Raw genomic sequence first — 24,466 nt, forward strand, 5'->3', positions numbered from 1 at the left:
AACTGCCGTACACCAGGACCGTCTGCATGTAGTCGCCCGGCCCGGCCCGGCCACGTCCCGGCCTGCGACGACCTCGACCGGATCACCCGAACCGCGAGCGCGCTCCAGACCGCCTACGCCGAGAACCCCACCGCGTTCCAGGCCATCCGTGCCACGTCGCCGCCGCTCGCGAGTACACATTCGCGAGCGCCCCGACCGTCGAGCATGTCCAGGCCACCACCGCGCGTTCCGCGCGGGCCCCTCGTCATCCGAACCTGCCAGCCGATCAGCCCTCGACTCCACCTGAGGTCGGCCGGTCCGGAACGCTGCCGAACCGGCTGCAGCCAACGATCAGGCGTCGGATCGACGGTGGGCTCCCGAGTCCACGGCACCGACGAACCTAGCACTCGTGTCACTGCACACCGACCATCGGAGAACACGACGATGTCGCCCTTCCCGGACAGGCGGCTCAGCGGTGCTCGGGGTTCTCGAAGTCGAAGCGGCAGCCGGCGTCCCATTCGGAGCGCTGGTTGCCGTGGGCCGGGATGCCGCCGGCGTCCTTGAGCATGCGGGCCAGGTGGAGCTGGTTCCAGGTCATGAAGGTGGTGTTGCGGTTGGTGAAGTCGTTCTCGGGGCCGCCGGAGCCGGGGTCCAGGTAGGACGGTCCGGGGCCGGCCTCGCCGACCCAGCCGGCGTCGGCCTGGGGCGGGATGGTGTAGCCGAGGTGCTGGAGGCTGTAGAGGACGTTCATCGCGCAGTGCTTGGCGCCGTCCTCGTTGCCGGTGATCAGGCAGCCGCCGACCCGGCCGTAGTAGGCGTACTGGCCCTCGGAGTTGAGAATCGAGGAGCAGGCGTAGAGCCGCTCGATGACCTTCTTCATCACGGAGGAGTTGTCGCCGAGCCAGACCGGCCCCGCCAGGGTGAGGATGTCGGCGGCCATCACCTGGGAGTAGATGACGGGCCACTCGTCGGTCTCCCAGCCGTGTTCCGTCATGTCCGGCCAGACGCCCGTCGCGATGTCGATGTCCACCGCCCGCAGGACGTCGACCGCGACGCCCTGGCGTTCCAGGATGCCGGTGCTGACGTCGATCAAGCCCTGGGTGTGGCTGCGCTCCGGGGAGCGCTTCAGGGTGCAGTTGATCACCAGGGCGCGCAGGTCGGCGTAGGACGTCGTCGGGTCCGGCACGGATTCCTCCTCCAGGGGCGGCGGGAGGCCGGTCGGGCCGCGGACTCCCGGTACAGCTCACCAGTCCGGTCTCCTGGGCGCTCGCGGAACTGGGCCGGTCGCCTGACCGCACACCACCTGATCGACCGTTCGGGGCCGGCGGCCCGGTCCCGATTCCGGCCCGTCCCCCTACTGGCCCGCGTGCCCGCCCTCGACGAGGATGGCCGTCGAGCGCAGGAGGACGGCAGCACCGGCGGAGGCGCCGGTCGGGCTTGGGGAGAGGGCGACGACGTGCCGCTACGCATCCACTTCACCATGGAGGACCTCGCGCGGACCCGCGTCGCCGACGGACCGGCGCCCTGCATCGAGCTGAGCACCGCGGCACGGCAGCTGCAGGAGCGCACCCAGCCGGTGCGGCTCGGGGCCTGGCGCCACCGCACCCTGTCCGCCCTGCAGCCCGCCTCGCGCATGGTCCTCGCCCTCATGCCCTCGCGCGGGCGGATCACCGACTTCCTGAGCGGCGCGAACGCCGCGACGCCCGCCGAACTGATCGAACAGGTCCGTGCCACGCCCCGCAGCCGCGTACGGGCCAGCCTGGAGAACACGGCCAGGCACCAGCCCCTGCCCTCGTGGGCCCGCCGGCTGCCCGACGACCCGCTGCTGCTGCGGCAGTTGTGCGACAGCCTGGAGCACGTGGCCGGCCACGCCCTCGTCCCGCACTGGCGGGAGGTCGAGGCCCTGACGGCGGCCGACGCGGCGGTGCGGTCCCGCCAGCTGCTCGGCGGCGGCGTCGAGGCGCTGCTCGCGCGCGTCAACCCGCGGCGGGTCCGCTGGCGGGCGCCCGTGCTGGAGATCGCGACGGTCTCCGGTCTGGACGCCGACGTGCACCTGGCCGGGCAGGGGATGCTGCTCCAGCCGTCGGTGTTCGCCGTCGAGGCCCCGATCGTCAACCTCGACGCGGTGCCGCAGCCGGTCCTCACCTATCCGGTGGCCCGGCTCCAGGAGGGTGCGGCCATGCCGCTGTTCCCGGCCCTCCCGTCCGGCGGCCGTCGGGAGTCGCCGCCGGCGGTCGGCGCCGTCGGATCCCTGCTGGGCCACACCCGGGCGGCGGTGCTCGGCGCCATCGCCGGTCACCCGGGCTGCTCGACCCGGCAGCTCGCCGCGCTCGTCGGCATCTCCATGGCCAGCGCCAGCGAGCACGCCACGACGCTGCGCAACGCGGGCCTGATCGCCACCCACCGGGACCGCCAGACAGCCGCCCACGTCGCCACCCCGACGGGCATCGCGGTGCTCGACGCGCCCTCCGGACGGCCCTGAGCGGCCCACCACCACCCCACCGATCAGCCGGCGCCGGACCGGCGCACGGCGTCCTCCCAGAGGTCCAGCCCGGCTCGCAGGAGTCCACATACGGCCGCGGTCTCCTCGTCCGTCAGGGCTTCCTCGTCGGCGGCCGGTTCGAGGGTGTCGCCGCCGAAGACCTTCTCGTAGGCGCTGTCGTGGACCGGCCCCTGGGAGGGAAGGGGCGGGCCGGCCGTCACGCTGTGGGCGAGGTCTTCGAAGAAGTTCCACGCCTCCAGCAGCAGTCCCGCCGGCACCGGGCCGGGGTCGGAGCCGGGCTCGGGGTGCTCGACCCACCGCCGTACGGCGGCCAGGTCGAGCGTGCCCTCGCCCTCCCAGACGAGCTCCCGGCCGTTGCGGTCACAGTGGTCCCGCAGCGTTTCGATGTCCCGGAAGACGAGGAGTCCTCCGAGGTCGTCGACGAGGAGCTCATCGGGTGCGTCGCCCTCGCCGGGCCGCCAGATCACCGTCAGGTCCCCGCTCCTGGTCGCGATGCGGTACGGATAGTGGTCGGCCATGCGGGTCTCCCGTGGTGTCGCGGCGGCACCCGCCGCGCGGGTCGTTCTGCCCGCTGTGATCGTCACACACGAGGGCTGCCGGGAGGGGGCAGAGGGAGGGGGCGACTCAGGCCCGGTCGGCCCGACGGATGACGAGCATGTCCTGGGTGTGGCCGATGCCGTAGCCGCCGCCGGGGAGGGCGAAGTGCTCCTGGACGTAGGCGGCCAGGGCCGCGCGGGAGGGGCGGGGGTCGAGGGTGGCCAGGTCGGCGACGTTGACCATGAACTCGGCGACGTCCACCGCCTCGGCGAGGTCGGGCGCGCGGTAGTGGAGGTCGAGGGTTTCGAGGGCGTAGTCGTGCTCCGGGTGCCGCTCGTGCAGGCGGTCGGCGAGCGGGGCGAGGTCGTAGCGGACGCCGGTGAAGTGCGCGGCCATCCGCATGCACGGACTCTCCGGGTTCTGGAGCACGACCAGGAGGGTGCCGCCGGGGGCCGTCCAGTCCAGGGCGCGGCTGACGGTGCCGAACCAGTCCGCCTCGGGCACGTAGTAGAGCACGTGGGAGAGGTGGACGAGGTCGGCCTGCTCGGGCGGGTGGACCCGGTCGAGCGGTTCCGGGAGGACGAGGGCGTCGGGGCAGGCCACGCCCAGCTTCTCGCGCATCGCGGCGCTGGGTTCCACCGCGATCGTGCGGTCGAAGGAGCGGCTCAAGTGGGCGGTGGTGCGGCCGTCGCCCGCGCCGAGGTCGAGCAGGACCCGGCGGTGCGGCAGGGTGGCCACGATCTCGCTCAGCCGGGCGTGGGTGATCGGCTTCTCGTCCGTCCCGGCCAGGAACAGTTCGAACGCCCGGCGGTAGTCGGCACTCGTCACGTCCAGGACCCGGACCGGGTCCGCGTCCCTCGTCGTCGTCTCCACCTGTCGGCCTCCCCTGTTGACGGTGTGCCAGGTGGCGCCCATTGCACCCCGGGGCGGCGGCGCGGGGGTGCAGGGACGTTCCTGCCCGCGTGTCGTCCACGCCGCTCCGCGACCGCCAGGCCCCGTTTAATCGGTGGCCCGGCGTCCGTGGCGGCTCCTACAGTGTCCGCCTGATCAAGAACGCCCAGGGAGCCGGACATGCGTGTGCACTACCCCCGGACGCCGCATCTGCCCTGGTCACCGGGCGCCGCGGCGGACGACGTACGGGCCGGGGACCTGTCCGCGCTGGCCGGCGCCGAGGTCGTCGTCACCGAGAAGCTCGACGGCGAGAACACCACGCTCTACCGCGACGGCCTGCACGCCCGCTCGCTGGACTCCGCCCACCACCCCTCCCGCGCCTGGGTGAAGGGACTCCAGAGCCGGATCGCCCCGCGCGTCCCGGACGGCTGGCGGATCTGCGGCGAGAACCTGTTCGCCCGGCACTCGATCCCGTACACCGACCTGGAGAGCTGGTTCTACGGCTTCTCGGTCTGGACGGGCGGCAGCGACGGCGGGGACCTCGACGGCGACCACTGCCTGGACTGGGACGACACCGTCCGCTTCCTGCGCCGCCTCGGCGTGCCCGTCCCCCGGGTGCTGTGGCGCGGCCGCTACGACGAACGGGCCCTGCGCGCCCTGCGGTTGGACCTCGACCGGCAAGAGGGGTACGTGGTGCGGACGGTCCGGGGCTTCTCCCGGGCCGAGTTCGGCGAGCGGGTCGCCAAGTGGGTCCGTCCGCGGCACGTGCGTACCGACACCCACTGGATGCACGCCGCGGTGGTGGAGAACGGGCTCGCCCCGGGCTCCGCGCTCTGGGCCGTACGCTCCGGTGCGCTGCCCGAGCCCGCCGCCCTCGCGGCGGCCTTGGGCATACCCGAACTCTCCTGCTCCCCCGATGAGTTGGCCGAAGTGTCGGCCCGGCTGGACGAGCTGGGCCGGGGCGGGGACGCCCGGCTGGCCGGCGTGCTCGCCACCGCGCTGCGCACCGCCCGCCGCCAGTCGCTGGCACCGCTGCTGGCCGGGCCGCTCGGGCTGCCGCTGGCCCGGCGGGTCGCCGACCTGGTCGGGCTGCACCCCGCCCTCCAGCACCCGTACCCGGACGAGGAGCGCCGCGCCGGGCTGGTCCGGCTCTCGGCGGCCGCCGACCTCGGAGTGCTGCACGCCGTCGCGGCGACCGCCGCCCCCGGACGGGCGGAGCGCGAGCAGGTCGCCTGGTCGGCGCTGTACGCCGAGGACGCCGGGCTGCTCGCCGAGGCGCCGCTCGCCCGGCTGCGGGCCGAGCTGCGGACGGCGCTGGCCGGTCTGGACCACGACGCCGCCGACCGCTGCTGGGCCCAGGCCCGCGAGGCGTACGCCCTCGGCCGGATCGCCACCGCCGAGGAGGCCGTCGCGGCCACCTGGCGCTGGCGCGACGGCCGGTTCCCCCGGCTGGTCCACCTGTGCGGCCCCTCCGGCAGCGGCAAGAGCAGCTTCGCCGCCGGGCTCACCGGCGTGACCGCCCGGATCAGCCTGGACGACCTGCGCGCCGCCCGGGGCTCGCGCGCCGACCAGCGCGACAACGCCGATGTGCTGCGCGAGGGCCTGGCCCGACTGGACACCGCCCTGGCCGCCGCACCGGCCCCCGGCCCTGGAGAATCCACCGGTGACCCTGCGGGATCCACCGGCGCCACCGCCGTCTGGGACGCCACCTCGCTCAACCGCCAGCAGCGCTCCCACGTCCACGCCGTCGCCCAGCGCCGCGACGCCCTGGTCACCCAGGTGGTGCTGGTGGTCGGCGAGGAGGAGCTGCTGCGCCGCAACGCCGTCCGCCCGCACCCCGTGCCCGACCAGGTGCTCACCGCGCAGCTGCACCGCTTCGGCCCGCCCTACCCCGGCCAGGCGCACCGCACCTGGTACGTCGGCCCCGGTGGCACCGTGGAGGACACCGCGGGCACGCTCGACGAGCAGGAGGACTGATGCGCCCCATCGAACAGATCTGCCAGCGCATCCGCTGGGACGCCCGCTTCGACCCGGCCCGGTTCTCCCTGGGCGTGCGCCACCGCGACGACCGCACCGAGCGCGTCCCGCTGGAGGCCTTCACCGCCTCCGGCGAGATCCCCTGGCACCGGGTGCACTGGGTCGAGGCGGACGGCGTACGGGTCTGGGACCGCGCCTCGGGCGTGGACCTGCTCGACCGCACCGAGGCCGGGCGCCGCACCGACCCGCCGCTCCTGCCCGCGCCCTTCTTCACCGCGACCACCCCGTACGCCTGGCACCCGGACGGCGGCTGGCGGCCGGCCCGGACCGGCGAGACCACCAGGACCGCCGGGACCGCCGGGTCCGCCGCCACGGCCACCGGCCTGCGCGTGGTCACCTGGAACACCCTGTGGGACCGCTACGACGCCGACCGGATCGCCACCGCCCGGCGCCGCCCGCTGCTGCTCGCCGCGCTGGCGGCCGCCGACGCCGACGTCATCGCCCTCCAGGAGGTCGAGCCGGAGCTGATCGCCCTGCTGCTGACGGCGCCCTGGGTCCGCGCCGGGTACTCCCTCGGCGCCGACCCGCTCGGGCCGGAGGTCGACGACCACGGCCTGCTGCTGCTCAGCCGGCTGCCGGTGCTGGCGGCCGGGCGGCACGCGCTGGGCCCGCACAAGGCCGTCACCGCCCTCTCGGTACGGGCCTCCGGCGCACCGCTGACCGTCGCCGCCGTCCACCTCAGCAGCGACCACTCACCGGACGGCGCCGACCGCCGCCGCTCCGAACTCGCCCGGGTCGCCGAGGGATTGGCGGGCGTGGAGGGAGAGCTGCTGCTGCTCGGGGACTTCAACGACGGCCGCTCCGGCCCGGCCGGCCCGGCCGCCGCGCTCGGCCTGCGGGACGCCTGGGCCGAGGTCCACGGGCCGGGCGACGACACCCCCACCTTCGACCCGACGGCCAACCCGCTCGCCGCGGTCTCCTCGCTGACCGGCCGCCCGGGCCGGCTGGACCGCGTCCTGCACCGCGCCGACGACACCCGCGCCACCGCGGCCGTCCTGCTCGGCGACCGCCCGGACGAGGACGGGCTCCTGCCCTCCGACCACTACGGCGTGGCCGTCGACCTCCTCCTCGAAAGCGGCGACGGCGACGGAGCCGCGGCCCTCGACGCCGCGCCCACCGCCCGCACCGCCGTCGCCTGGCTGCCGCCCGAGGAGCTGTGGCCGCCGATCCAGCGCCTGCGCGAGGCGTACGACCCGCAGGTGCGCCGCTGGCCCCCGCACGTCAACCTGCTGTTCGGCTTCGTCCCGGAGGCCGAGTTCGACCGCGCCCTGCCGCTGCTGGGCGCGGCCGCCGCCGAGGTGGCGCCGTTCACCGCCCGGCTGGAGGGCGTGCACACCTTCGGGCACCGCGAGGACGCCACCGTCTGGCTGGACCCGGCCGCCGCCTCCGCCACGCCCTGGTCGGCGCTGCGGCACGCGCTGGAACGGCGCTTCCCGCGCTGCCGCGGCCGGGCGGAGGGCTTCACCCCGCACCTGAGCCTCGGGCGCAGCGCCGACCCGCAGCGGGTGGCCGCCGACTGCGCGGCCCGGCTGACCGGGGCCTCGGCCCGGGTCGGCGAGCTGGTGGTGCTCTCCCGCCGGGGCGCCGAGCCGATGCGGCCGCGCGCCGTGGTCTCGCTGGGGACCGGCGAGGTGCGGCCGGTGCCCGAGCAGCCGCTCGCCTCACCGGCCCCGGAGCCGCCCGAACACGCCCTGGCAGCAATGGAGTTGGCCAGCCGGATCGCGGCGGCCCTGCCCGAGGGCGTGGTGCACACCGTCGGCTCCCGACGGCTCGGCTGCCAGTTGGACGGAGGCGACCTGGACCTGGTGGTGGCGCTGCCCGGCGCCGCCGATCTGCCCGCCGTCCGCGCCCGGGTGGCGGCCGCGCTGCCGGAGGCCCGGCGGCTGCGCGAGGTCCGCGGCGCCCGGGTGCCGGGGCTCCGGCTGACCGCCGACGGCCTGTCCGTCGACCTCGTGGTGGTCTTCACCGGCGCCCTCGATCCGGCCCAAGCCGTAGACCACCGTGCGGAGTTGGGCGAGGCGGAGGCCGTCGCGCTGAGCGCCGTCACGGACGCCGAGGCGGTCCTGGCGGCGCTCGGCGACCGCCACGCCCGCTTCGTCCGGCTGGCCCGCCAGGTCAAGGCCTGGGCGCGGGCGCGCGGCCTGGACTCGGCACCCTTCGGCCAACTGCCCTCGCTCGCCTGGTCGGTGCTGGCCGCCCGGACGGTCCTGGAGGCGCCCGACGGCCCCGAGGACGACCTCTTCCAGCGCTTCACCGAGACCTGGGCGGGCTGGGACTGGCGCCGGCCCGTCGCCCTCACGGGTGGTCCGACGCCGCCCGCCTCCGGCCCGCTCACCGTCCTCACCCCCTCCGCCCCGGTCCGCAGCTGCACCACCCAGGTCAGCGCCGACACCCGCGACCTGCTCACCGAGGAGCTCTACCGCGCCTGGGAACTCACCACCGAGGCCGCCGAAGCCACCGAGGCCGCCGACTCCTCCAAGGCTCCCAATGCGCCCGAGGCACCCGAGAGGCCCGGTGCCGCCGAACCCCCGTGGCCCGCCCTGCTCGCCGCTCCCCCGCTGCACCGCCGGCACGCCGCCTGGGCCGTGGTCAGCGCCGACGAGGAGTCGCTCGGCCTCGCCCGGGGCCGCGTCCGCGCCCTGCTGGCCGCCCTGGAGGAGGCCGGAGTCACCCGGCTGCACGCCTGGCCCCACCCGTACCGGACCGCCGACGGCCGCTTCCACCTCCCGATCGGCCTCGGCCCCGCCCCGCTCTCCGCCGCCCGGCTCGCCCCGCTCGCCAAGGCCTGGTCCCGGGCCCTGCCCGGCGTCCGGGTCGAGCACGTCGACGGCGGCGGCGCCCCCACCCCGACCCGCTGAACCACCCCTCCCGCCTGGACCATCCCTCCTGCCTGGACCACCCCCACCTGCTGGACCGACCCGACCACCCCGATGGGCCGAACCACCCCTGCCCATCGGTCTCTTCTGGACAATCGCCCCCGAAATTTGCCACGGTGAGGACCAGCGGCCCAGTCATCGATCATGCGGCCGAAGCCCCATGGGAGTTCCCCGTGCCCTCCGCCGACTTCCCCGCCTTCTACCTCGGGCAGAGCACCTTCTCCGACCCCGGCGCCCACCTCCCCCGCTACGCCGACCTCCCCAAGGATCCGCGCCGCCTCGCCCGGATCGCCCGCGACCTGATCATCCACCGCCTCGAAGGCTGGCTGTTCCACCACCCCATTCCGGCGAACCGGCTCCACCACGACGCCGAGACCCGCTACCTCGACGACATCCTGCACCTGATCACCGACCGCGACCCGGCCCCGCTCAGCCACCCGCGCGCACCCGCCGACCGCTTCGTCGGCGTCTGCCGGGACCTGGCGCTGCTGCTCTGCTCCTTCCTCCGCCACGTCGGCGTGCCGGCCCGGTTGCGCTGCGGCTTCGCCGGCTACCTCGGCCCGGACGGCTTCCACTGCGACCACGTGGCCACCGAGTACTGGGACGACCGGCGCGGCTGGCTGCTCGCCGACCCGCAGCTGGCCGACCCGAAGGTCGCCGCCGCCTGGCGGGTGGACTTCGACCCGATGGACGTCCCGCGCGACCGCTTCCTGGTCGCCGGCCGGGCCTGGCGCACGATCCGCGCCGACCGTTCCACCGCCGGCTCCTTCGGCGTCCACCCGCCCGAGGAGGGCCCGCTCAACGGCGAGTGGTTCGTCGCCCACTCCACCCGGCTCGACCTCGCGGCCCTGAACAAGGTCGAGACCCTCCTCTGGGACACCTGGGGCACCGGCTCCACCAACACCCCCCACGCCCCGTACGACGAGGTCGCCCACCTGACCGTCGGCCCGGTCGACCTCCCCGCCGTCCGCCGGCTCTTCTCCGAGCACGACGCGCTGCGCACCCCGAAGACCGTCCTGTCCCTGGCCCCCTTCAACGGCCCCCGCGAGGTCACCCTGCGCTGACGGCCCCTGGCCCCTCGCCCCCTCCTGCCGGAGCAGCCCGCCCCTACGCCCCGGCCTGCTGGTAGAGCGTCACCAGGAGGCCGTACACCGGCTCGCCCTCCGCGTCCTCCTCCGTCTCGTCGACCAGTCCGGCCAGCGCCTCGACGAGCCGCGCCGCCTTGGCCGGGCTGAGTCGGAGGTGGCGCAGCGCCAGGAGGTGGTCGACGGGCGAGCGGTCCAACTCCTGGGCGACGGCGCCGAACAGCGCGGCCGTCCCCTCGACCTGCGGTTCGGCGACGAAGAAGCGATCGGCGGTCCGCCGGTAGTACTTCTCGGTGCCGCCGCGCACCCGTCGCGTTCCCGCGTCCTGGACCAGCCCCGCCTCGCCCAGCACCCTGAGATGGTGCGAGACGCTGCCCTTGTTCGCCCCGAGCTGCGCGGCGAGCCGGCTGATCGTCGACGGACGGCTGCTCAGGGCGAAGAGCAGGCGTTGGCGCAGGGGGTGGGCGAGCGCGGCGTGCTGCAGCGGCGCGCTGATCTGCTGGACGGTCTCGTCCGGTCGGTGACTCATCTGATCAAGCGTTAAGTACGGTTGACGCTTTGGCAAGTCGCTGGTCTACTGCCTCTCCATGACCTCCACCACAACGCCGTCCGCCCTGGACACCGTCACCCTCGTCGAGTCGATAGCCGACCTGGTCCGTGAGAACTACGTCTTCCCCGATGTCGCCGGGCAGCTGGCGGACCTGCTGAGGCGCCGGAGCGCCGAGGGCGCCTACCGGACCGAATCCGCCGAGGAGTTGTCCGAAGCGGTCACCGCGGACCTGCGGTCCGTCAACGGCGACCTGCACCTGGGCCTCAAGTACCACGCCGTGCCGGTGCCGCCGGAGCCGGGTGCGGCGGTACTCGCCATGGTGCGCAGGGAGTTCGACACCTTCCTGAACGGCGTTCCCCGCGTGGAACTCCTCGACCACGGCGTCGCGGTCCTGGAGATCGGCCCCAAGCTGTTCCCGCTGGACTGGGCAGCACCGCCGCTGACCGCGGCGCTCTCCCTGGTGGCCCCCGCCCGCGCCCTCATCCTGGACCTGCGCCGCAACACGGGTGGCGACCCGAACACGGTCGCCTTCGTCTGCGCCTACCTGCTCGACGGCCGCACCCACCTGAACACCATGTTCTCGCGGAAGGACGAGGTGGGCGCGCAGTCCTGGACGCCCCCGTTCGTCCCCGGCGCCCGCTTCGGCGGCACCAAGCCGATCTACGTGCTGACGAGCGCCGACACCTTCTCCGGGGGCGAGGAACTCGCCTACGACCTGCAGCAGCTCGGCCGCGCCGAGGTCGTCGGGGAGGTCACCCGCGGCGGTGCCCACCCACGCGAGGGCTTTACGGTGCACCCGCACCTGGAGCTCAGCGTGCCCTTCGCCCGCGCGGTCAACCCGGTCTCGGGCACCAACTGGGAGGGCGTCGGCGTCCAGCCCGACGTCCCCTGCGCCGCCGACACGGCACTCGACCGCGCCCTGGCCCTGGCCGCGGCGCGCCTGGCGTAGGGCCTGTCCTCGGACTCGCCTCTGCGGGACGACGCCGGGGCATGGTCGAGACGGCGAAGGAGTCCGGGGCCCCGATGACCGCGGCCCCGTTCACCTGACGGGCTCGCGGTTGATGCTCAGCAGGGCCTGGACCAGGCCGCCGGGCACCCGGCCGGTGAGCACCGGGACCCGGGCGACGGCCCCGCGGCGGCGGTCCAGGCAACCTGCGGCAGTGATGTCGCTGTCACTTGGCATGATGCCCGGCATGGTGAGAACACAGCGCATCAAGGGCTTCTCCGCGACCGGCCGGCCGATCTCCACTCCGACCACCAAGTTCGGCGGCCAGCCCGTGTGGCTGGCCGGCCCGCAGTGGCCGATCAGCGCGGCATGGGACCGGCCGATGCGGTTCGTCGGTCAGATCGAGCTGGGCCCGGTGATCGGAGCGGCCGGTGACGGAAAGGTCGCCTACGTGTTCGTCACCCACGCCGATCACGAGGAGCACTTCTTCGACCCCGACATCATCGACCCCGACGGCGGCGAGAACGCGGTGATCGTGCAGCCGGGCGGCGGCTATGCCGGCCCGATGCGCCCACTGGTGACCGGCCCCGGGCTGTACGGAGTCGACGGGTCGGAGGTGGAGTTCACCGTCGACCTCCGCCCCGCCGACGAGCCCGATTCCATGACGGACGAGGAACTCGACTCCCTGCCCTCCGCCGACCGGGACCGCTGCATCGAGCTGATGGACGGCGACAAGATCGGCGGAACACCGCTGTTCTTCCAGGGCGACGAGTGGCCGGAGGGCGGCCCTTGGCGGCTGCTGCTGCAGCTGGACTCGAACTGGGTGCCGTTCCAGCTCAATCTCGGCTCGTCGCCGAGGTTGTTCGCCTTCGTGTCCGAGGACGGCGCCCAGGGCAGGCTGCTCGTCCAGGACTCCTGACCTGATCAGGCTCCTGGAAGCCCGTACCCGCCTGCCTGGCCCTCCTCAAGGCCGAACGCGGCGAGGTCCTCGCCTCCCCCGCCGTCCGCCGCGCGGAGCTCCCCCGCGCGGCCTCCCGCTGAGCCCCCAGCACCGAGTGCGGACACCGGCCCGGCAGACCCCGCCGACCCGTCACCAGGTGACCGGGAGCGCCTCGACGCCGTAGACCGTCGATCCCTCGCGGAAGCGGAGCTCCGCCTCGGGAACGGCGAGGCGCAGGGTCGGGAAGCGCCGCAGCAGGGCCGGCAGGGCCACCTTCAGTTCCAGCCGGGCCAGCTGCTGGCCGAGGCACTGGTGGGCGCCGAAGCCGAAGGACAGCTGGGCGACCGGGCGGCGGCGCAGGTCGAGGTCGTCCGGTCGTTCGGGGACGAGCCCGGGGTCGCGGTTCGCGGTCAGCGGGGAGAGCAGGACGTGCTCGCCCTCGGCGATCCGGTGGCCGTTGACCTCGACGTCGGCCACGGCGGTGCGCAGGAGCGGTGCGGGGATGGCGAGATGGCGCAGCAGTTCCTCCACCGCCGAGCCGGTGACCGCGGGATCGTCGCGTAGGGCGGCGAGCTGGTCGGGGTGGCGGAGCAGCGCCAGCACGCTCAGGGCGAGCTGGGTCGCGGTGGTCTCGTGGCCCCCGACCAGGAGGGTGGTGCCGAAGCCGATGAGCTCCTCGTCGGTGAGCTCCGCGCCGTGCTGCCGCACCACCGCGCCCAGTACGCCGTCGCCGGGGGCGGCCTGGTTGCGGGCGACGATGTCCGCCATGGCGGCGTTCAACTCGTCGGAGGCGGCGACCAGTTGCCCGGCGTCGGCGGTCCCGTCCATGATCACCTGGGAGCAGCGCTGGAACATCGCCCTGGTCCCGTACGGGACGTCGAGCAGTTCGCAGATCGCCGCCGAGGGGATCGGCAGGGCGAAGGCCTCGACCAGGTCGACGACCGGCCCCTGCTCCGCCATGGCGTCGAGATGCTCGGCGACGATCGCCTCGATCGCGGGCCGCAGCCGCTCGACCTGACGGACGGTGAAGCTGCCGGTGAGCATCCGGCGCAGCCGGGCGTGCTCCGGGCCGCTGTACGCGGGCAGGAAGCCCGGGTGGTTGAACAGGGTGCGCGGCAGTGCCGGGTCGATGCCGTTGCCCGTCACCAGGCGCTCCTCCGCGAAGGCGGCCCGGACGTCGCCGTACCGGGTGATGACGACGGCGTCGATCTCGCCGCGCACCGGATGGGTCACCCGCAGCCGCGGCAGGCCGTCCTCCTCGCGCATCCGGCGGAGGTCCGGCGACGGGTCGAACGGGCAGGTCCGGTCCCGTTCGGAGGCGACGAAGGACGCCGAGCGGTGATCGGGCATGGTGCGGGCTCCTCAGCTGGATCGGTCCGGGGGCGCGGTCGCGCGACAGGGCAGGGGAAGGGGAGGCGTCGGCCTAGCCGTGGTACCGGGTGGAGGCGTGGTGCCAGTCGTGGGCGCCGCGGATGGTGGTCTGCAACGCCTCGGTGCAGTAGCGCCGCAGCAGGTCGCGTTCGGCCGGGGCGAGGTGGTCCGTCGCCGTGCCGGCGAGCAGGGCCCGGTGGGCGCCGGTGAACAGTTCCAGGGCTTCGGCGCGGCGGTGCAGGGCCCGGTCGAGCGCCTCCGCCCGGGAGAGCCCGTGCTCCCGTTCCAGGCAGAGCACCAGGTTGTTCCGCTCCCCCTGGGCCGCGTCCTTCTCCAGGGAGACGATGTCGTTGTCGCAGATGATGAAGGTCTTCGTCATCTCGCGCATGACGGACAGGTGCGGCAGCGCGTACAGGTGGTCGGGCAGGACGCAGGAGGACAGCCGCTCGGCGAGGTCGACGACCGGTGCCACCCCGATGGTGTGGCGCCGGACCCGCAGGTAGGTGCTCAACGGCATGGGCGCACCGGACTGCCGGCTGCGCGCCTCGTGGACGTGGTGGTCGAGGTACGAGGACCAGTGGGCCGCCGAGCGCCGGATCCAGTCCTCCGGCATGCCGTGGCAGCTGCGCCGCCGCATGTCGGCGAAGGCGGCGGCCAGCGGCAGCGGGGACGCCTGCCCGGTGACGCCCTCCTGGACGAGTCCGACGAGGTGGCGGACCCGCTCGGGCGTGCCGCCCCACTGTTCGTCGAGCGCGTCGTCGAACAGGAAGTACCAGCTCTGCTGGTCGACGCCGATGTCCAGTTCGGCCCCGGTCGCGTTCGGGTAGAACATGGCCGCGATCAGCGGGAACTGACCCTTGAGGTGGTGGTCCCGCTCCGCGTCCGTGGCCAGGAAGCCGAAGGACCGCGGCCAGTGGAGGTGGCGGTCGTGGGCGGCCCGGAAGTCCGGGCTGGTCCGGCTCGGGAAGGGGAGCGGGTCGGGGGCCGGGGCCTGCGGGCCCGGGGAGAGGGTCTCCGCCGTGGCTGTCATGGTGAGGTGCACCTCCGGGAACGGGAACAGGAACGGGGCCGGGTCAGGGTCGGGGCAGTGCGGAACGAAGCCGTACGGAACGGAGCCGAGCGCAACCGGGCCGTACGAAATCGGAGCCGTACGGAACGGGGCTGGTTCAGTCGCCCGGCCAGGGAGAGACGCGCATGGGCAGCGCGTTGGGCCGGATCAGCGCGTGGGCCACCGGCCGGACCCGGCGGCCCGCCACCGGTCGCGGCCGCCACCGGGAGACGACCGCGCGCAGGACGACCAGCATCTCGGTCATCGCGAAGTGGTCCCCGATGCACCTCCGGTTGCCCAGGGCGAACGGGACGTAGGCGCCCGGCGGCAGGTCCTTCTCGGGGCGGTCGAGCCACCGGTCCGGGTGGAACCGCAGCGGGTCCGGGTAGTGGGCCGGGTCCCGGTGCATCGTCAGCGCGCTGTAGATCAGCTCGGCCCCCTGCGGGAGGTCGACCCCGCAGACCCGCACGGGCTCCAGGGCGCGCCGCATCAGCAGCCAGCTGGGCTGGTGCAGCCGGAGCACCTCGCGGAGGAACCGCTCGGTGAACGGGAGCGTCGCCGCGCCGGGCGGGGCGCCGGCGGGCAGGGCGTCGCACTCGGCCTTGATCCGCTCGGTGAGTTCGGGGCGCCGTCCGATCTCGTGGAGCGCCCAGGCCAGGGTGGTGGCCGTGGTCTCGGCGCCGGCCATGAGCAGGGACAGCAGCTCGTCGCGGGCCTCCACGTCGGTCATCCCCCGCGGGTTGCCCGGGGTGCCGGCGAACATGATCGACAGCAGGTCGCCGCGGTCGGCCGGGTCCTGACGGGCCTGCCGGACGGCGGTGTCCGCGAGTTCGCGCAGCGCCGTGGCCGCGGCCAGGTACCGGCGGTGCCCCAGTGCGGGTGAGGCGGCGAGGGGAGCGGGCAGCAGGGTGCCGACGAGGACCCCGCGCATCACCGTGTTCAGGTGCTCGGCGACGCGCTCCCCCAGTTCGGCGACGGCCCGGGCCCCGTCCGGGCGTTCGGTGCTGAACAGGGTGGCCACGAGCATGGCCGTGACCGTCCGCCGCAGCACCACGTCCATGGCGATCACCTCGCCGGGGCGCCAGGAGGACACCTGTTCCTCGGCGATGCCGGCCATCGTGGCGACGCCGCCGGCGATGGTGTCCCGGCGGAACGCGGGCTGGAGCGCGCGCCGTTGACGGAGGTGGACGTCGTGCTCGGAGGTGATGATGCCGTTGCCGATGAAAGGCCGTGCGACGTCGAACAGCAGGCCTTTGCCGAACTTCCGGCTCTGCGTCAGGAGAACCTCGTGGACGGCCTCGGGCGAGTTCAGGACGAACACCGGCCGATTGCCCAGGAATATCCTGACGATGCCGCCCTGCGCCCGGATCGACTGGAGGAACTCCACGCGTTTGACGGCGAGTTGCGGCAGGTGGCCGAGCAGTGGAACCCGCCCCCGTGCCACGGGCGCCGCCGTGGAAGCGCTGATGGAACGCACGGCCCCGCACCTCCCTGAAGTCTCGGACCGGAAATCAGCCCGGTATTGGAACGTTCATTCGCTCGCGGTGCACGGTGATCATCGTCCGACGGATCGGGAGAGGTCAAGGGACCGGCTGGAATTGCACCACCGGGGTGATTTTGAGCCGTACGGCGTGAATTCCCCCACCGCCCGCGCATTCCGGCCCCGGGGAACACCACCCGGTCGCTCAGAGGAGGACGCCGCCGGAGACCTCGATGCGCTGGGCCGTCATCCAGCGCAGGCCCTCCGACGCCCGCGTGGACCTGCGCTCCGGCCTGACCTCCATCGGCCACCGCTGTACCGATGTTCCCCGAAGCCGCGTTCCAGGCCACCAGGACCGGATTGGACCGGGACGCCGTCCGCCCCGGCGGCTAGCCTCGGCCGCACCGCACAGTCGATCAACGGAGAGCCCCATGCACCCCGAACTCGCCGCCGACCTCGGCCGGTTGCCCGAGATCCTGGAGGAGACCCGGCAGCGCGCGCTCGCCTTCCTGGCGGGCCTCGACGAGCGGCCCGTGGTCGAGCGGGCCGGGCCGCCCGCCGTCGCCCCGCTCACCGAGGAGGGCGGCGGGACGCGCGCGGCCCTGGCGGAGTTCGCCGAGCGCTGGGAGCCCCGGCTTTCGGCGAGCGCCGGGCCGCGCTACTTCGGGTTCGTGACCGGCGGGGCGACGCCGGCGGCGCTCGCGGGCGACTGGCTGACCTCGGCCGTGGACCAGAACTCCAACTCCTCGCTGGACCCGGCCGGTCAGCAGCTGGAGCGGGAGACGGTCGGCTGGCTGGGCGAGCTGTTCGGGCTCTCGACGGCGCACCGCGGCACCTTCGTGAGCGGCGCGACGATGTCGAACACGGTGGGGCTGGCGATCGCCCGCGAGTGGCTGGGCGAGCGGCTCGGTGTGGACGTCGCCGAGGACGGGGTCGGCGCGCTGGGGCCGGTCCGGGTGCTGTCGGGCAGTGCGCACTCCAGCGTCGCCAAGGCACTGTCGGTGCTCGGCCTGGGCCGAACGGCGCTGCGGACGGTGCCCGTCCTGCCCGGCCGGGAGGCGGTGGACGTGGCCGCGCTGGAGCGGGCGCTGGCGGAGGCCCCGGGGCCGTGCGTGGTGGTGGCCAACGCCGGGACGGTCAACACCGTCGACTTCGACGACCTGCGCGCGATCGCGGCGCTGCGCGAACGGTACGGGTTCTGGCTGCACGTGGACGCCGCGTTCGGCGCCTTCGCCGCACTGTCCCCGGAGCACGCGGAGCTGGTCGCGGGGCTGGACCTCGCCGACTCGGTCTGCGTCGACCTGCACAAGTGGCTCAACGTGCCGTACGACAGCGCCGTGCAGTTCACCCGCCGCCCGGACCTCCAGGCGCGGGTCTTCCAGAACGCCGCCGCCTACCTCGGCCCGCTGAGCGAGCACCCGGACCTCGTCCACCTCACGCCGGAGAACTCCCACCGGCTGCGCGCCCTCGCCGCCTGGTTCACCCTGCGGGCGTACGGCCGTGCCGGGCACCGGGAGATCGTGGAGCGCTGCGTCGCCGGCGCCCGGGCGCTCGGCGCGGAGGTGGCGCGGATCGACGGGCTGGAGCTGCTCGCCCCGGTCCGGCTGAACGTCGTCTGCTTCTCGCTGACGGCGGACCCGACCCCGGAGCGGCTGGCCGCGCTCGCCGCCGAGCTGGCCGACGAGGCCTTCCTGACGCCCACCCGCTACGCCGGACGGCCCGCCCTGCGCGCGGCGTTCAGCAACTGGCGCACCACCGGGGCGGACGTCCGGCGGACGGCGGAGGCGCTGGACCGGGCCGTCCGGAAGCTGACGGCCTGAGCGGACGCACCGGTCGGAGCTGACACCGACCGGCGTCCACATCGGGTCGGTGCCGGCTCCGGGTCGGCCTCAGCTCCGCTTGTGGTCCCCCGTCCCGCCGTCGATCAGCTCGCGCAGGATGTCCATGTGCCCGGCGTGCCGCGCCGTCTCCGTGGTCATGTGGATCAGCACCCAGCGCAACGAGACGGAGTTGCCGAACCAGGAGGTGCCGAGGTCGTCCAGCGCGAGCTCCCCGATCGTCTCGTCGGCGTCGGCCCTGGCCCGGGCGTAGAACGCCAGGACGTCCGCCGTCGACTCGCCGGGCTCCACCCGCATGTCGGAGTCGTCGTCGGCCTCGATGTCGAACGGCAGCTGGCCCATCTCCCGGCCGAACGTCCCCCGGAACCAGCCGAGTTCGGCACCGCCGAGGTGCTTCACCATCCCCAGCAGGTTGGTCCCGGAGGGCGTCATCGGACGGCGCAGCTGCTCGTCGTCCAGCCCCTCCAGCTTCCACAGCACGGCCTCGCGGTGCCGGTCCAGCGCCGCCCGGAGGCTTTCCTTCTCCCCACCCGTGAAGGGCACACGATTGCTCATGCGCGGGACCGTACCAGCCGCCACCGACACAACCGCGGGGGTGGCGGGACAGCCCTACGGCCACTGCCCCCAGCCGTCCGGGATCACGGGTGCGCCCCGTCCCCGTACACGCCGCCCGCCTCGTCGGTGAGCTCCGCGATGAGCTCCGCGTGCGCGAGGTTCATGTACCGCAGCGGGCGCCAGCGGGAGCGGTGGTCGGGGTGGTCGCCGAACATCTCCGCCGTCACGCACAGCCGCCTCCACCACAGCATGGCGTCCTGGCGCATCCGCTGCGTCCAGCCGGGCTCGTCCTTGCGGCCCTCCAGGACCACCTCCTCCCAGGCCACCAGGACGTCCGAGAGGAAGATGCAGTCGCTGGCGGTGACCTCCGCCAGTCGCGCGGCGGCCAACCGGGCACTGGTGCCCTCGGGTTGGGCCTCGACCAGCTCACTCATGCGGGCGGCCAGGAAGGCCCGTAGCGGGGTGACGTCGTCGGTGTGGAGGTCGTCGGCGAACTCCAGCAGTTCCACCTGCTTGCGTACGCGTGCCATCGTGCGGCGTTTCCCCTCGGCTCGGACGGTGCACGCACACTGACGCACCGTCACCGTTCTCACCACCGACCTTATCGGCTCGCACCGGACACCACGGCCGATTTCCGAACATCCCGTACCGACTCGCCGGCCCGTGCCACCATGCGCGGCCTCCTCGCCCAACACGCGTGGCGGACCTTGCCCTCACACCGGTGTGAAGGCCGATGATGCTCCCATGACCGCCACTCCTTTCGACCCGTACGAGCTGCTCGCGCAGAGCCGCCTCGGCGTCCTCGCCACCATCAAGGCGGACGGCCGGCCGCAGCTCTCCCCCGTCATGCCGTTCTACGACCGGGAGGCGAACGCCATCCTGGTCTCCACCCGGAACGGGCTGGCCAAGACCGCCAACCTGCGCCGGGACCCGCGGGTCAGCCTGGAGGTGACCGGGCCGGACGGCCGCTCCTGGACCACCGCCGAGGGCGTGGCCACCCTGACCGGGCCGGGCACCGACCCCGAGGGGCCGGAGGTGGAGGCGCTGGTGGACTACTACCGACGCGCCGCCGGCGAGCACCCGGACTGGACGGAGTACCGCGAGACGATGGTCGCCGACCGCCGGGTGCTCCTCACCATCCCGGTCGACCACGTGTACGGCACCCGCATCTGACCGGCCCCGCCCGGCCCGGCCACCGTCACGGGGGAACGGTGGCCGGGCCGCAAACCCCTTCCGGAGCCGGGGAGTTCAGCGCAGCGAGTCGACGCACCCGGTCAGCGCTTCGGGTCAACGCACCCGGTCAGCACAGCGTCGCCGCGACCACGGTGGCGTCCAGGTCCTCCTGCCGGCTCTCCACCGCCGCCAGCCCGGCCGCCCCGGTCACCGCGAGGGCCGCCGCCACCTGCCGCTCGCTGGTCTCGAACAGCAGCGACCCGCCGGGCGCCAGCCACCGCGGCGCCTCGGCGGCCACCCGCCGCAGCACGTCCAGCCCGTCCGCCCCGCCGTCCAGCGCCGGCCGCGCCTCGTGCAGCCGCGCCTCGGGCGGCAGCAGGCCGAGGTCACCGGTCGGGACGTACGGGACGTTGGCGATCAGCACGTCCACCCGGCCGCGCAGTTCCACGGGGACGGCGGCGAACAGGTCGCCCTCGAAGACCCGCGCCGCGACGCCGGCCAGGTTGCGGCGGGCGCAGCGGACCGCGCCCGGGTCGATGTCCGCCGCGTACAGCTCGACCGGGTGCGCGGCCGCGGCCGCCACGGCGGCACCCAGCGCGCCGCTGCCGCAGCACAGGTCGAGCACCACCGCGCCCGGGGCGGTCAGCGCGGTGGCGGCGGCGGCCAGGAACTCGCTGCGGCGGCGCGGGACGAAGACGCCCGGGTCGACGGCGATCCGCAGACCGGCGAACTCGGCCCAGCCGACGACGTGTTCGAGCGGCCGCCCGTCGGCGCGGAGGCGGACCATGGCGGCCAGGTCGGCGGGCGAGGCGGCGGCGGAGAGCAGGATCCGCGCCTCGTCCTCGGCGAACACGCACCCGGCGGCGCGCAGCCGGGAGACCACCGAGGAACGGAGGGAGGCGGAGGAGAAGACCGACAAGAGAAACCCCTTGGGGGAAGACGGGAGAGCTGACGACTCCGTCAGGGCTCCCGCGGGGGCCGACACCGCGTCGGCGCGCCGTTCGCGCTATGCGCGCGAGGCGCCCACGCGGCCGCGCTCCGGGAGCACCCGCTCGGACATTCCGTAAATGGGGCTCACCTCCCTGAGTCGCGGTCATACTCGGCGTCGGCCACCCTACCGCACCGTCAGTCGGGAACGGTCGAACAATGTCCACCGGCCCCGCCGAACCCGCCCTGGCGCGCGCCGTGCCTCACGCTCGTTCATCCGAGCTATTCGATAGCTCCACTGACAGTACACAGCTTGTAGCGGATCGTGACGGCCACCCATAGTGACGCTATGACGAGACAATCCCGCGGAGCGTCACGGCTTCGCGCCCGAACGGCCCGCTTCATCAGCGCCGCGGCCACGCTGGGTTTGCTCGGCGCAGGCCTCGCCGCCCCGCTCGCCCCACTCGCCCAGGCCGTCACCCCCGCGCACCACCCCGCCGCGCCGCTGCCTGAGCGGGTCCGGGCCACCGGCACCCCCCTGCTCCAGGAGGCCTTCACCGGTGCCACCGCCGACTCGCGCTTCATCGCCGTCGGCTCCGCCTGCCTCACCGGCGCGGCCCCCGCCCAGCCCGGGCCGGGCGACCACCCGCTCGGCGGCTGCCCCGCCGCCGAGACCGGCCCGGTGCCACCGCTGGACTCCGCGCCGCTCGGCTACCTGCGGATCACCGACGCCGGCAACGACCAGAGCGGCGCGGTGCTCTTCGACCAGGCCCTGCCCGCCGGCAACGGCCTGGACGTGACGTTCGACCAGTGGCAGTACGGCAGCACCACGCCGAACACCCCAGCCGACGGCATCTCGTTCTTCCTGGTGAACGGCGACGTCTCGCTCACCCACCCCGGCGCGTTCGGCGGCAGCCTCGGCTACGCCCAGAAGCTGCCCGACGACAACCCGAACCTCGGCTTCCTGCCCGGCGTCGACCGCGGCTACCTCGGCGTCGGGCTCGACGTGCTCGGCAACTACTTCGGCGACTGGGAGCAGCGCGGCAACGGCTGCTCCCAGCGCTCCCCCGCCGGTACGTCCTTCCGCGTGCCCGCGCCCGGCGCCAACATGGTCACCGTCCGCGGCCCCGGCGACGGCACCACCGGCTACTGCTTCCTCACCGCGACGACCGGCAACTTCACCACCAACGGCCCGTGGCCCTCCACCCTGCCCGGCAAGCTCCAGGGCCCGCTCACCACGCTGCCGGCCGGGGTGACCCCAGCCGAGGCCCAGACCCTGCTGGAGCCCTCGCGCCGCCGGGTGAACGTGCACCTGACGCCGGCGCCCTCCCCGGTGCTGACGGTCTCCGTCGACTTCAACGACGGCACCGGCTCGCACCAGGTGCTCCAGACCCCGGCACCGGAACCGGTGCCCTCGACCTACAAGTTCGGCTTCGCCGGCTCCACCGGCCTGTTCACCGACGTCCACCTGATCCGCAACGTGGTGATCTACACCGACCAGCCGCTGCCCGAGCTGAACCTGGTCAAGCAGCCGCACGAGCCGCTGCCCGGGCTGCTGACGGTGGGCACCCCGATCCCGTACGACTTCGTGGTCACCAACTCCGGGAACGTGCCGATCGCCAACCTGGCCGTCAACGACCCGAAGGTCGGGCCGGTCACCTGCCCGGTGAACACCCTGGCACCCGGTGAGACGGTGACGTGTACGGCGACGTACCTGGTCACCGCCGCGGACGCCGCCCAGGGCCACGTGACCAACACCGCCCAGGCCACCGGAACCACCGACGTCGGCCCGGTCACCTCGCCGCCCGACACGGTCACCCTGCCGGTGGTGGCGCCACCGGGCATCACGCTGACCAAGCACGTCGACGCGCCCGAGCCGTTCCACGTCGGCGACACCGTGCCGTACAGCTACGTGGTCACCAACACCGGCGGCAGCCCCGTGACCGCGCTCTCGGTGACGGACGACAAGGCCACCGGGATCACCTGCGACTCCACCGTCCTGGCACCGGCCGGCAGCCCCGGGGACAGCACGGTCTGCCACGGCACCTACGTCGTGACGGCGGCCGACGCCCAGGACGGGAAGGTGCTCAACCACGCCACGGCCAACGGGACCTCGGACGGCCGGCCGGTCACCGCGGAGGCCCAGGCCACCGTCACGGTGATCGGCCCGTCCTCGATCTCCCTGACGAAGCAGGCCGGCACCCCCGGTCCGGTCCACGCCGGGGACACCGTCACCTACACCTACACGGTGACCAACACCGGCACGACCACGCTGACCGACGTGAGCGTGGCCGACGACCACGTCCAGAACGTGGCCTGCGACCACACCACCCTGCTCGCGGGGCAGGCCGCCACCTGCCACGGCACCTACACGGTGACCGCCGCCGACGAGCAGCTCGGCCACGTCACCAACACGGCCCAGGCGGACAGCACCGGGCCGCTGGGCGAGCTGGTGCAGAGCCCGATCGCCCAGGTGACGCTGCCGGTGGCGGGCGTCCCGAAGCTCGACCTGACGAAGCGGGCCGACAGCGCCGGGCCGTTCCACGTCGGGGACACCGTCGCGTACACCTACACGGTGACCAACTCCGGGACGACGGTGGTCGACGACCTGACCGTGGCCGACGACCACGTCTCGTCCGTGAGCTGCGACCGGACCACCCTGGAGCCCGGCCAGACGGCCACCTGCCACGGGACGTACACCGTGACGGCGGCCGACGCCCAGGCCGGGCACATCACCAACACCGCCCACGCCAACGGCACCGACCCCCAGGGCCAACCCGTGCAGAGCCCACCGGCGCAGGCGACGGTCGACGTCGTCACCCCGGTGTCCGATTTGGCCGTCGCCAAGCAGGCCGACAGCGCGGGCCCGTTCCAGGTCGGTGACACGGTGCACTACACCTACACGGTGACCAACTCCGGGATGACGGTGATCAACAGCATCACCGTCAGCGACGACCACGTCCCGTCCGTCACCTGCGACCAGACGACCCTCACCTCCGGCCAGAACACCACCTGCCACGGCACCTACACCGTCACGGCGGCCGACGCGCAGGCCGGGCACATCACCAACACCGCCCACGCCAGCGGCACCGACCCCCAGGGCCAGCCCGTGCAGAGCGCACCGGTCCAGGCCACGGTGACGGTCGGTACCGCCACCTCCTCGCTGGCCGTCACCAAGCGGTCCGACGCCGCCGGGACGGTGTACCCGGGCGACAGCGTCACCTACACGTACACCGTCACCAACACCGGGAGCACCACGCTGACCGGTCTCACCGTCGGCGACGACCGCGTCCGGCAGGTGACCTGTGAGCAGACCACCCTCGACCCGGGGCAGAGCACCACCTGCCACGGCACGTACACGGTGACGGAGGCGGACGCGCAGGCGGGCAGCGTCACCAACACCGCCCAGGCCTCCGCCCGCGACCCGCAGGGGCAGACCGTGCAGAGCCCGCCGGTCGAGCTCTGCATCTCCGTCGCGCCCTGCCCGCCGAAGGGGCACGACCACAAGGGCGGCGGGGGCAAGGGCTGCCCGAGCCGTCCGGGCCACCATCCGATTCCGCCGCAGAAGGGCGGCCCCGGCGGCGAGCTGCCCCAGGCCGGGGCGCCGGTCGCCGTCCTCGGCCTGGCCGGGGGCGGGCTGGTGACCCTCGGTGGGGCGCTGTTCTACCGGGCCCGGCGCCGCGCGGCCGCCGGTCGGTTCGTGGTGTAGCAGCCCCGATCACCGCCTGAT

Annotated in this window: 20 protein-coding genes; 9 read left to right on the forward strand and 11 right to left on the reverse strand. The window is 74.1% G+C overall.

Annotated elements, in window-relative coordinates:
* Positions 1-448: 448 nt before the first annotated feature.
* Positions 449-1,165 carry a flavodoxin family protein gene (locus ACFVU7_RS29310; RefSeq protein ID WP_079272196.1) on the reverse strand — a complete coding sequence of 239 codons (717 nt, stop codon included), beginning with the start codon at positions 1,163-1,165 and terminating at the stop codon, positions 449-451.
* Positions 1,166-1,435: 270 nt separating this feature from the next.
* Between ACFVU7_RS29310 and ACFVU7_RS29315 the strand changes: the two genes are divergently transcribed.
* A complete protein-coding gene (locus ACFVU7_RS29315; protein ID WP_387970317.1) occupies positions 1,436-2,461 on the forward strand; it encodes a DUF5937 family protein in 1,026 nt (341 codons plus the stop codon).
* A gap of 23 nt (positions 2,462-2,484) precedes the next feature.
* Here ACFVU7_RS29315 and ACFVU7_RS29320 read toward each other — a convergent pair whose 3' ends face one another.
* The gene (locus ACFVU7_RS29320) at positions 2,485-3,000 is read right to left on the reverse strand and encodes a hypothetical protein (protein ID WP_388048007.1); all 516 of its coding nucleotides are present in this window, start codon (positions 2,998-3,000) and stop codon (positions 2,485-2,487) included.
* A 106-nt stretch (positions 3,001-3,106) separates the two neighbouring features.
* The gene (locus ACFVU7_RS29325; RefSeq protein ID WP_375872929.1) at positions 3,107-3,892 is read right to left on the reverse strand and encodes a class I SAM-dependent methyltransferase; all 786 of its coding nucleotides are present in this window, start codon (positions 3,890-3,892) and stop codon (positions 3,107-3,109) included.
* Positions 3,893-4,090: 198 nt separating this feature from the next.
* Between ACFVU7_RS29325 and ACFVU7_RS29330 the strand changes: the two genes are divergently transcribed.
* The 3 genes from ACFVU7_RS29330 to ACFVU7_RS29340 all read left to right on the forward strand — a co-directional run bounded on the left by ACFVU7_RS29330 (position 4,091) and on the right by ACFVU7_RS29340 (position 9,887).
* Positions 4,091-5,887 (forward strand): RNA ligase family protein, encoded by a 1,797-nt coding sequence (locus ACFVU7_RS29330; protein ID WP_388048009.1) that lies wholly within the window; start codon positions 4,091-4,093, stop codon positions 5,885-5,887.
* The gene (locus tag ACFVU7_RS29335) at positions 5,887-8,805 is read left to right on the forward strand and encodes a poly(A) polymerase (RefSeq protein WP_388048010.1); all 2,919 of its coding nucleotides are present in this window, start codon (positions 5,887-5,889) and stop codon (positions 8,803-8,805) included. Before ACFVU7_RS29330 ends, ACFVU7_RS29335 begins: the two co-directional genes overlap by 1 nt.
* A 191-nt stretch (positions 8,806-8,996) precedes the next feature.
* The gene (locus ACFVU7_RS29340) at positions 8,997-9,887 is read left to right on the forward strand and encodes a transglutaminase-like domain-containing protein (RefSeq protein ID WP_388048012.1); all 891 of its coding nucleotides are present in this window, start codon (positions 8,997-8,999) and stop codon (positions 9,885-9,887) included.
* Between the two features lie 43 nt (positions 9,888-9,930).
* Here the strand turns inward: ACFVU7_RS29340 and ACFVU7_RS29345 are convergent, their stop codons facing one another.
* A complete protein-coding gene (locus tag ACFVU7_RS29345) occupies positions 9,931-10,437 on the reverse strand; it encodes a winged helix-turn-helix domain-containing protein (RefSeq protein ID WP_049652949.1) in 507 nt (168 codons plus the stop codon).
* 58 nt (positions 10,438-10,495) lie between these two features.
* Here ACFVU7_RS29345 and ACFVU7_RS29350 point away from each other — a divergent pair, with 58 nt between their 5' ends.
* Positions 10,496-11,407, forward strand: coding sequence for a S41 family peptidase (locus ACFVU7_RS29350; protein WP_388048013.1), 912 nt, complete (start codon positions 10,496-10,498; stop codon positions 11,405-11,407).
* A 90-nt stretch (positions 11,408-11,497) separates the two neighbouring features.
* Here the strand turns inward: ACFVU7_RS29350 and ACFVU7_RS29355 are convergent, their stop codons facing one another.
* On the reverse strand, positions 11,498-11,641 hold the full coding sequence (locus ACFVU7_RS29355; protein WP_159028481.1) for a hypothetical protein: 144 nt from the start codon (positions 11,639-11,641) through the stop codon (positions 11,498-11,500).
* Positions 11,642-11,651: 10 nt separating this feature from the next.
* Between ACFVU7_RS29355 and ACFVU7_RS29360 the strand changes: the two genes are divergently transcribed.
* Positions 11,652-12,323 carry a hypothetical protein gene (locus ACFVU7_RS29360; protein ID WP_388048015.1) on the forward strand — a complete coding sequence of 224 codons (672 nt, stop codon included), beginning with the start codon at positions 11,652-11,654 and terminating at the stop codon, positions 12,321-12,323.
* A gap of 171 nt (positions 12,324-12,494) precedes the next feature.
* On the opposite strand, the gene ACFVU7_RS29365 is transcribed toward ACFVU7_RS29360, so the two are convergent.
* From ACFVU7_RS29365 to ACFVU7_RS29375, 3 genes are all read right to left on the reverse strand, one after another.
* On the reverse strand, positions 12,495-13,694 hold the full coding sequence (locus ACFVU7_RS29365) for a cytochrome P450 (RefSeq protein ID WP_388048017.1): 1,200 nt from the start codon (positions 13,692-13,694) through the stop codon (positions 12,495-12,497).
* A 73-nt stretch (positions 13,695-13,767) separates the two neighbouring features.
* On the reverse strand, positions 13,768-14,745 hold the full coding sequence (locus ACFVU7_RS29370; RefSeq protein ID WP_388048019.1) for a pentalenene synthase: 978 nt from the start codon (positions 14,743-14,745) through the stop codon (positions 13,768-13,770).
* A gap of 136 nt (positions 14,746-14,881) precedes the next feature.
* Positions 14,882-16,240 carry a cytochrome P450 gene (locus ACFVU7_RS29375; RefSeq protein ID WP_388048021.1) on the reverse strand — a complete coding sequence of 453 codons (1,359 nt, stop codon included), beginning with the start codon at positions 16,238-16,240 and terminating at the stop codon, positions 14,882-14,884.
* A gap of 434 nt (positions 16,241-16,674) precedes the next feature.
* On the opposite strand from ACFVU7_RS29375, the gene ACFVU7_RS29380 reads away from it, so the two are divergent.
* Positions 16,675-18,063 (forward strand): pyridoxal phosphate-dependent decarboxylase family protein, encoded by a 1,389-nt coding sequence (locus ACFVU7_RS29380; protein WP_388048023.1) that lies wholly within the window; start codon positions 16,675-16,677, stop codon positions 18,061-18,063.
* A 69-nt stretch (positions 18,064-18,132) separates the two neighbouring features.
* Here the strand turns inward: ACFVU7_RS29380 and ACFVU7_RS29385 are convergent, their stop codons facing one another.
* Positions 18,133-18,636 carry a DinB family protein gene (locus ACFVU7_RS29385; RefSeq protein ID WP_380741200.1) on the reverse strand — a complete coding sequence of 168 codons (504 nt, stop codon included), beginning with the start codon at positions 18,634-18,636 and terminating at the stop codon, positions 18,133-18,135.
* An 83-nt stretch (positions 18,637-18,719) separates the two neighbouring features.
* Complete coding sequence (locus ACFVU7_RS29390) at positions 18,720-19,166, reverse strand: hypothetical protein (RefSeq protein ID WP_049652968.1); 447 nt, start codon at positions 19,164-19,166, stop codon at positions 18,720-18,722.
* A gap of 214 nt (positions 19,167-19,380) precedes the next feature.
* On the opposite strand from ACFVU7_RS29390, the gene ACFVU7_RS29395 reads away from it, so the two are divergent.
* On the forward strand, positions 19,381-19,809 hold the full coding sequence (locus ACFVU7_RS29395) for a PPOX class F420-dependent oxidoreductase (protein WP_388048025.1): 429 nt from the start codon (positions 19,381-19,383) through the stop codon (positions 19,807-19,809).
* Positions 19,810-19,936: 127 nt separating this feature from the next.
* Here ACFVU7_RS29395 and ACFVU7_RS29400 read toward each other — a convergent pair whose 3' ends face one another.
* Positions 19,937-20,728, reverse strand: coding sequence for a putative protein N(5)-glutamine methyltransferase (locus ACFVU7_RS29400; protein WP_388048027.1), 792 nt, complete (start codon positions 20,726-20,728; stop codon positions 19,937-19,939).
* A 357-nt stretch (positions 20,729-21,085) separates the two neighbouring features.
* On the opposite strand from ACFVU7_RS29400, the gene ACFVU7_RS29405 reads away from it, so the two are divergent.
* Positions 21,086-24,445, forward strand: coding sequence for a hypothetical protein (locus ACFVU7_RS29405; RefSeq protein ID WP_388048029.1), 3,360 nt, complete (start codon positions 21,086-21,088; stop codon positions 24,443-24,445).
* Positions 24,446-24,466 lie beyond the last annotated feature (21 nt).

Source organism: Kitasatospora sp. NPDC058046, assembly GCF_042885595.1.
In the GTDB taxonomy this organism is placed as follows: Bacteria; Actinomycetota; Actinomycetes; order Streptomycetales; family Streptomycetaceae; genus Kitasatospora.

Coding starts and splice junctions, on each gene's coding strand:
- ACFVU7_RS29320 (WP_388048007.1), bottom strand. CDS start 3,000: ATGGCCGACCACTATCCGTACCGCATCGCGACCAGGAGCGGGGACCTG.
- ACFVU7_RS29395 (WP_388048025.1), top strand. CDS start 19,381: ATGACCGCCACTCCTTTCGACCCGTACGAGCTGCTCGCGCAGAGCCGC.
- ACFVU7_RS29380 (WP_388048023.1), top strand. CDS start 16,675: ATGCACCCCGAACTCGCCGCCGACCTCGGCCGGTTGCCCGAGATCCTG.
- ACFVU7_RS29335 (WP_388048010.1), top strand. CDS start 5,887: ATGCGCCCCATCGAACAGATCTGCCAGCGCATCCGCTGGGACGCCCGC.
- ACFVU7_RS29390 (WP_049652968.1), bottom strand. CDS start 19,166: ATGGCACGCGTACGCAAGCAGGTGGAACTGCTGGAGTTCGCCGACGAC.
- ACFVU7_RS29330 (WP_388048009.1), top strand. CDS start 4,091: ATGCGTGTGCACTACCCCCGGACGCCGCATCTGCCCTGGTCACCGGGC.
- ACFVU7_RS29360 (WP_388048015.1), top strand. CDS start 11,652: ATGGTGAGAACACAGCGCATCAAGGGCTTCTCCGCGACCGGCCGGCCG.
- ACFVU7_RS29365 (WP_388048017.1), bottom strand. CDS start 13,694: ATGCCCGATCACCGCTCGGCGTCCTTCGTCGCCTCCGAACGGGACCGG.
- ACFVU7_RS29345 (WP_049652949.1), bottom strand. CDS start 10,437: ATGAGTCACCGACCGGACGAGACCGTCCAGCAGATCAGCGCGCCGCTG.
- ACFVU7_RS29370 (WP_388048019.1), bottom strand. CDS start 14,745: ATGACAGCCACGGCGGAGACCCTCTCCCCGGGCCCGCAGGCCCCGGCC.
- ACFVU7_RS29385 (WP_380741200.1), bottom strand. CDS start 18,636: ATGAGCAATCGTGTGCCCTTCACGGGTGGGGAGAAGGAAAGCCTCCGG.
- ACFVU7_RS29405 (WP_388048029.1), top strand. CDS start 21,086: ATGACGAGACAATCCCGCGGAGCGTCACGGCTTCGCGCCCGAACGGCC.
- ACFVU7_RS29355 (WP_159028481.1), bottom strand. CDS start 11,641: ATGCCAAGTGACAGCGACATCACTGCCGCAGGTTGCCTGGACCGCCGC.
- ACFVU7_RS29350 (WP_388048013.1), top strand. CDS start 10,496: ATGACCTCCACCACAACGCCGTCCGCCCTGGACACCGTCACCCTCGTC.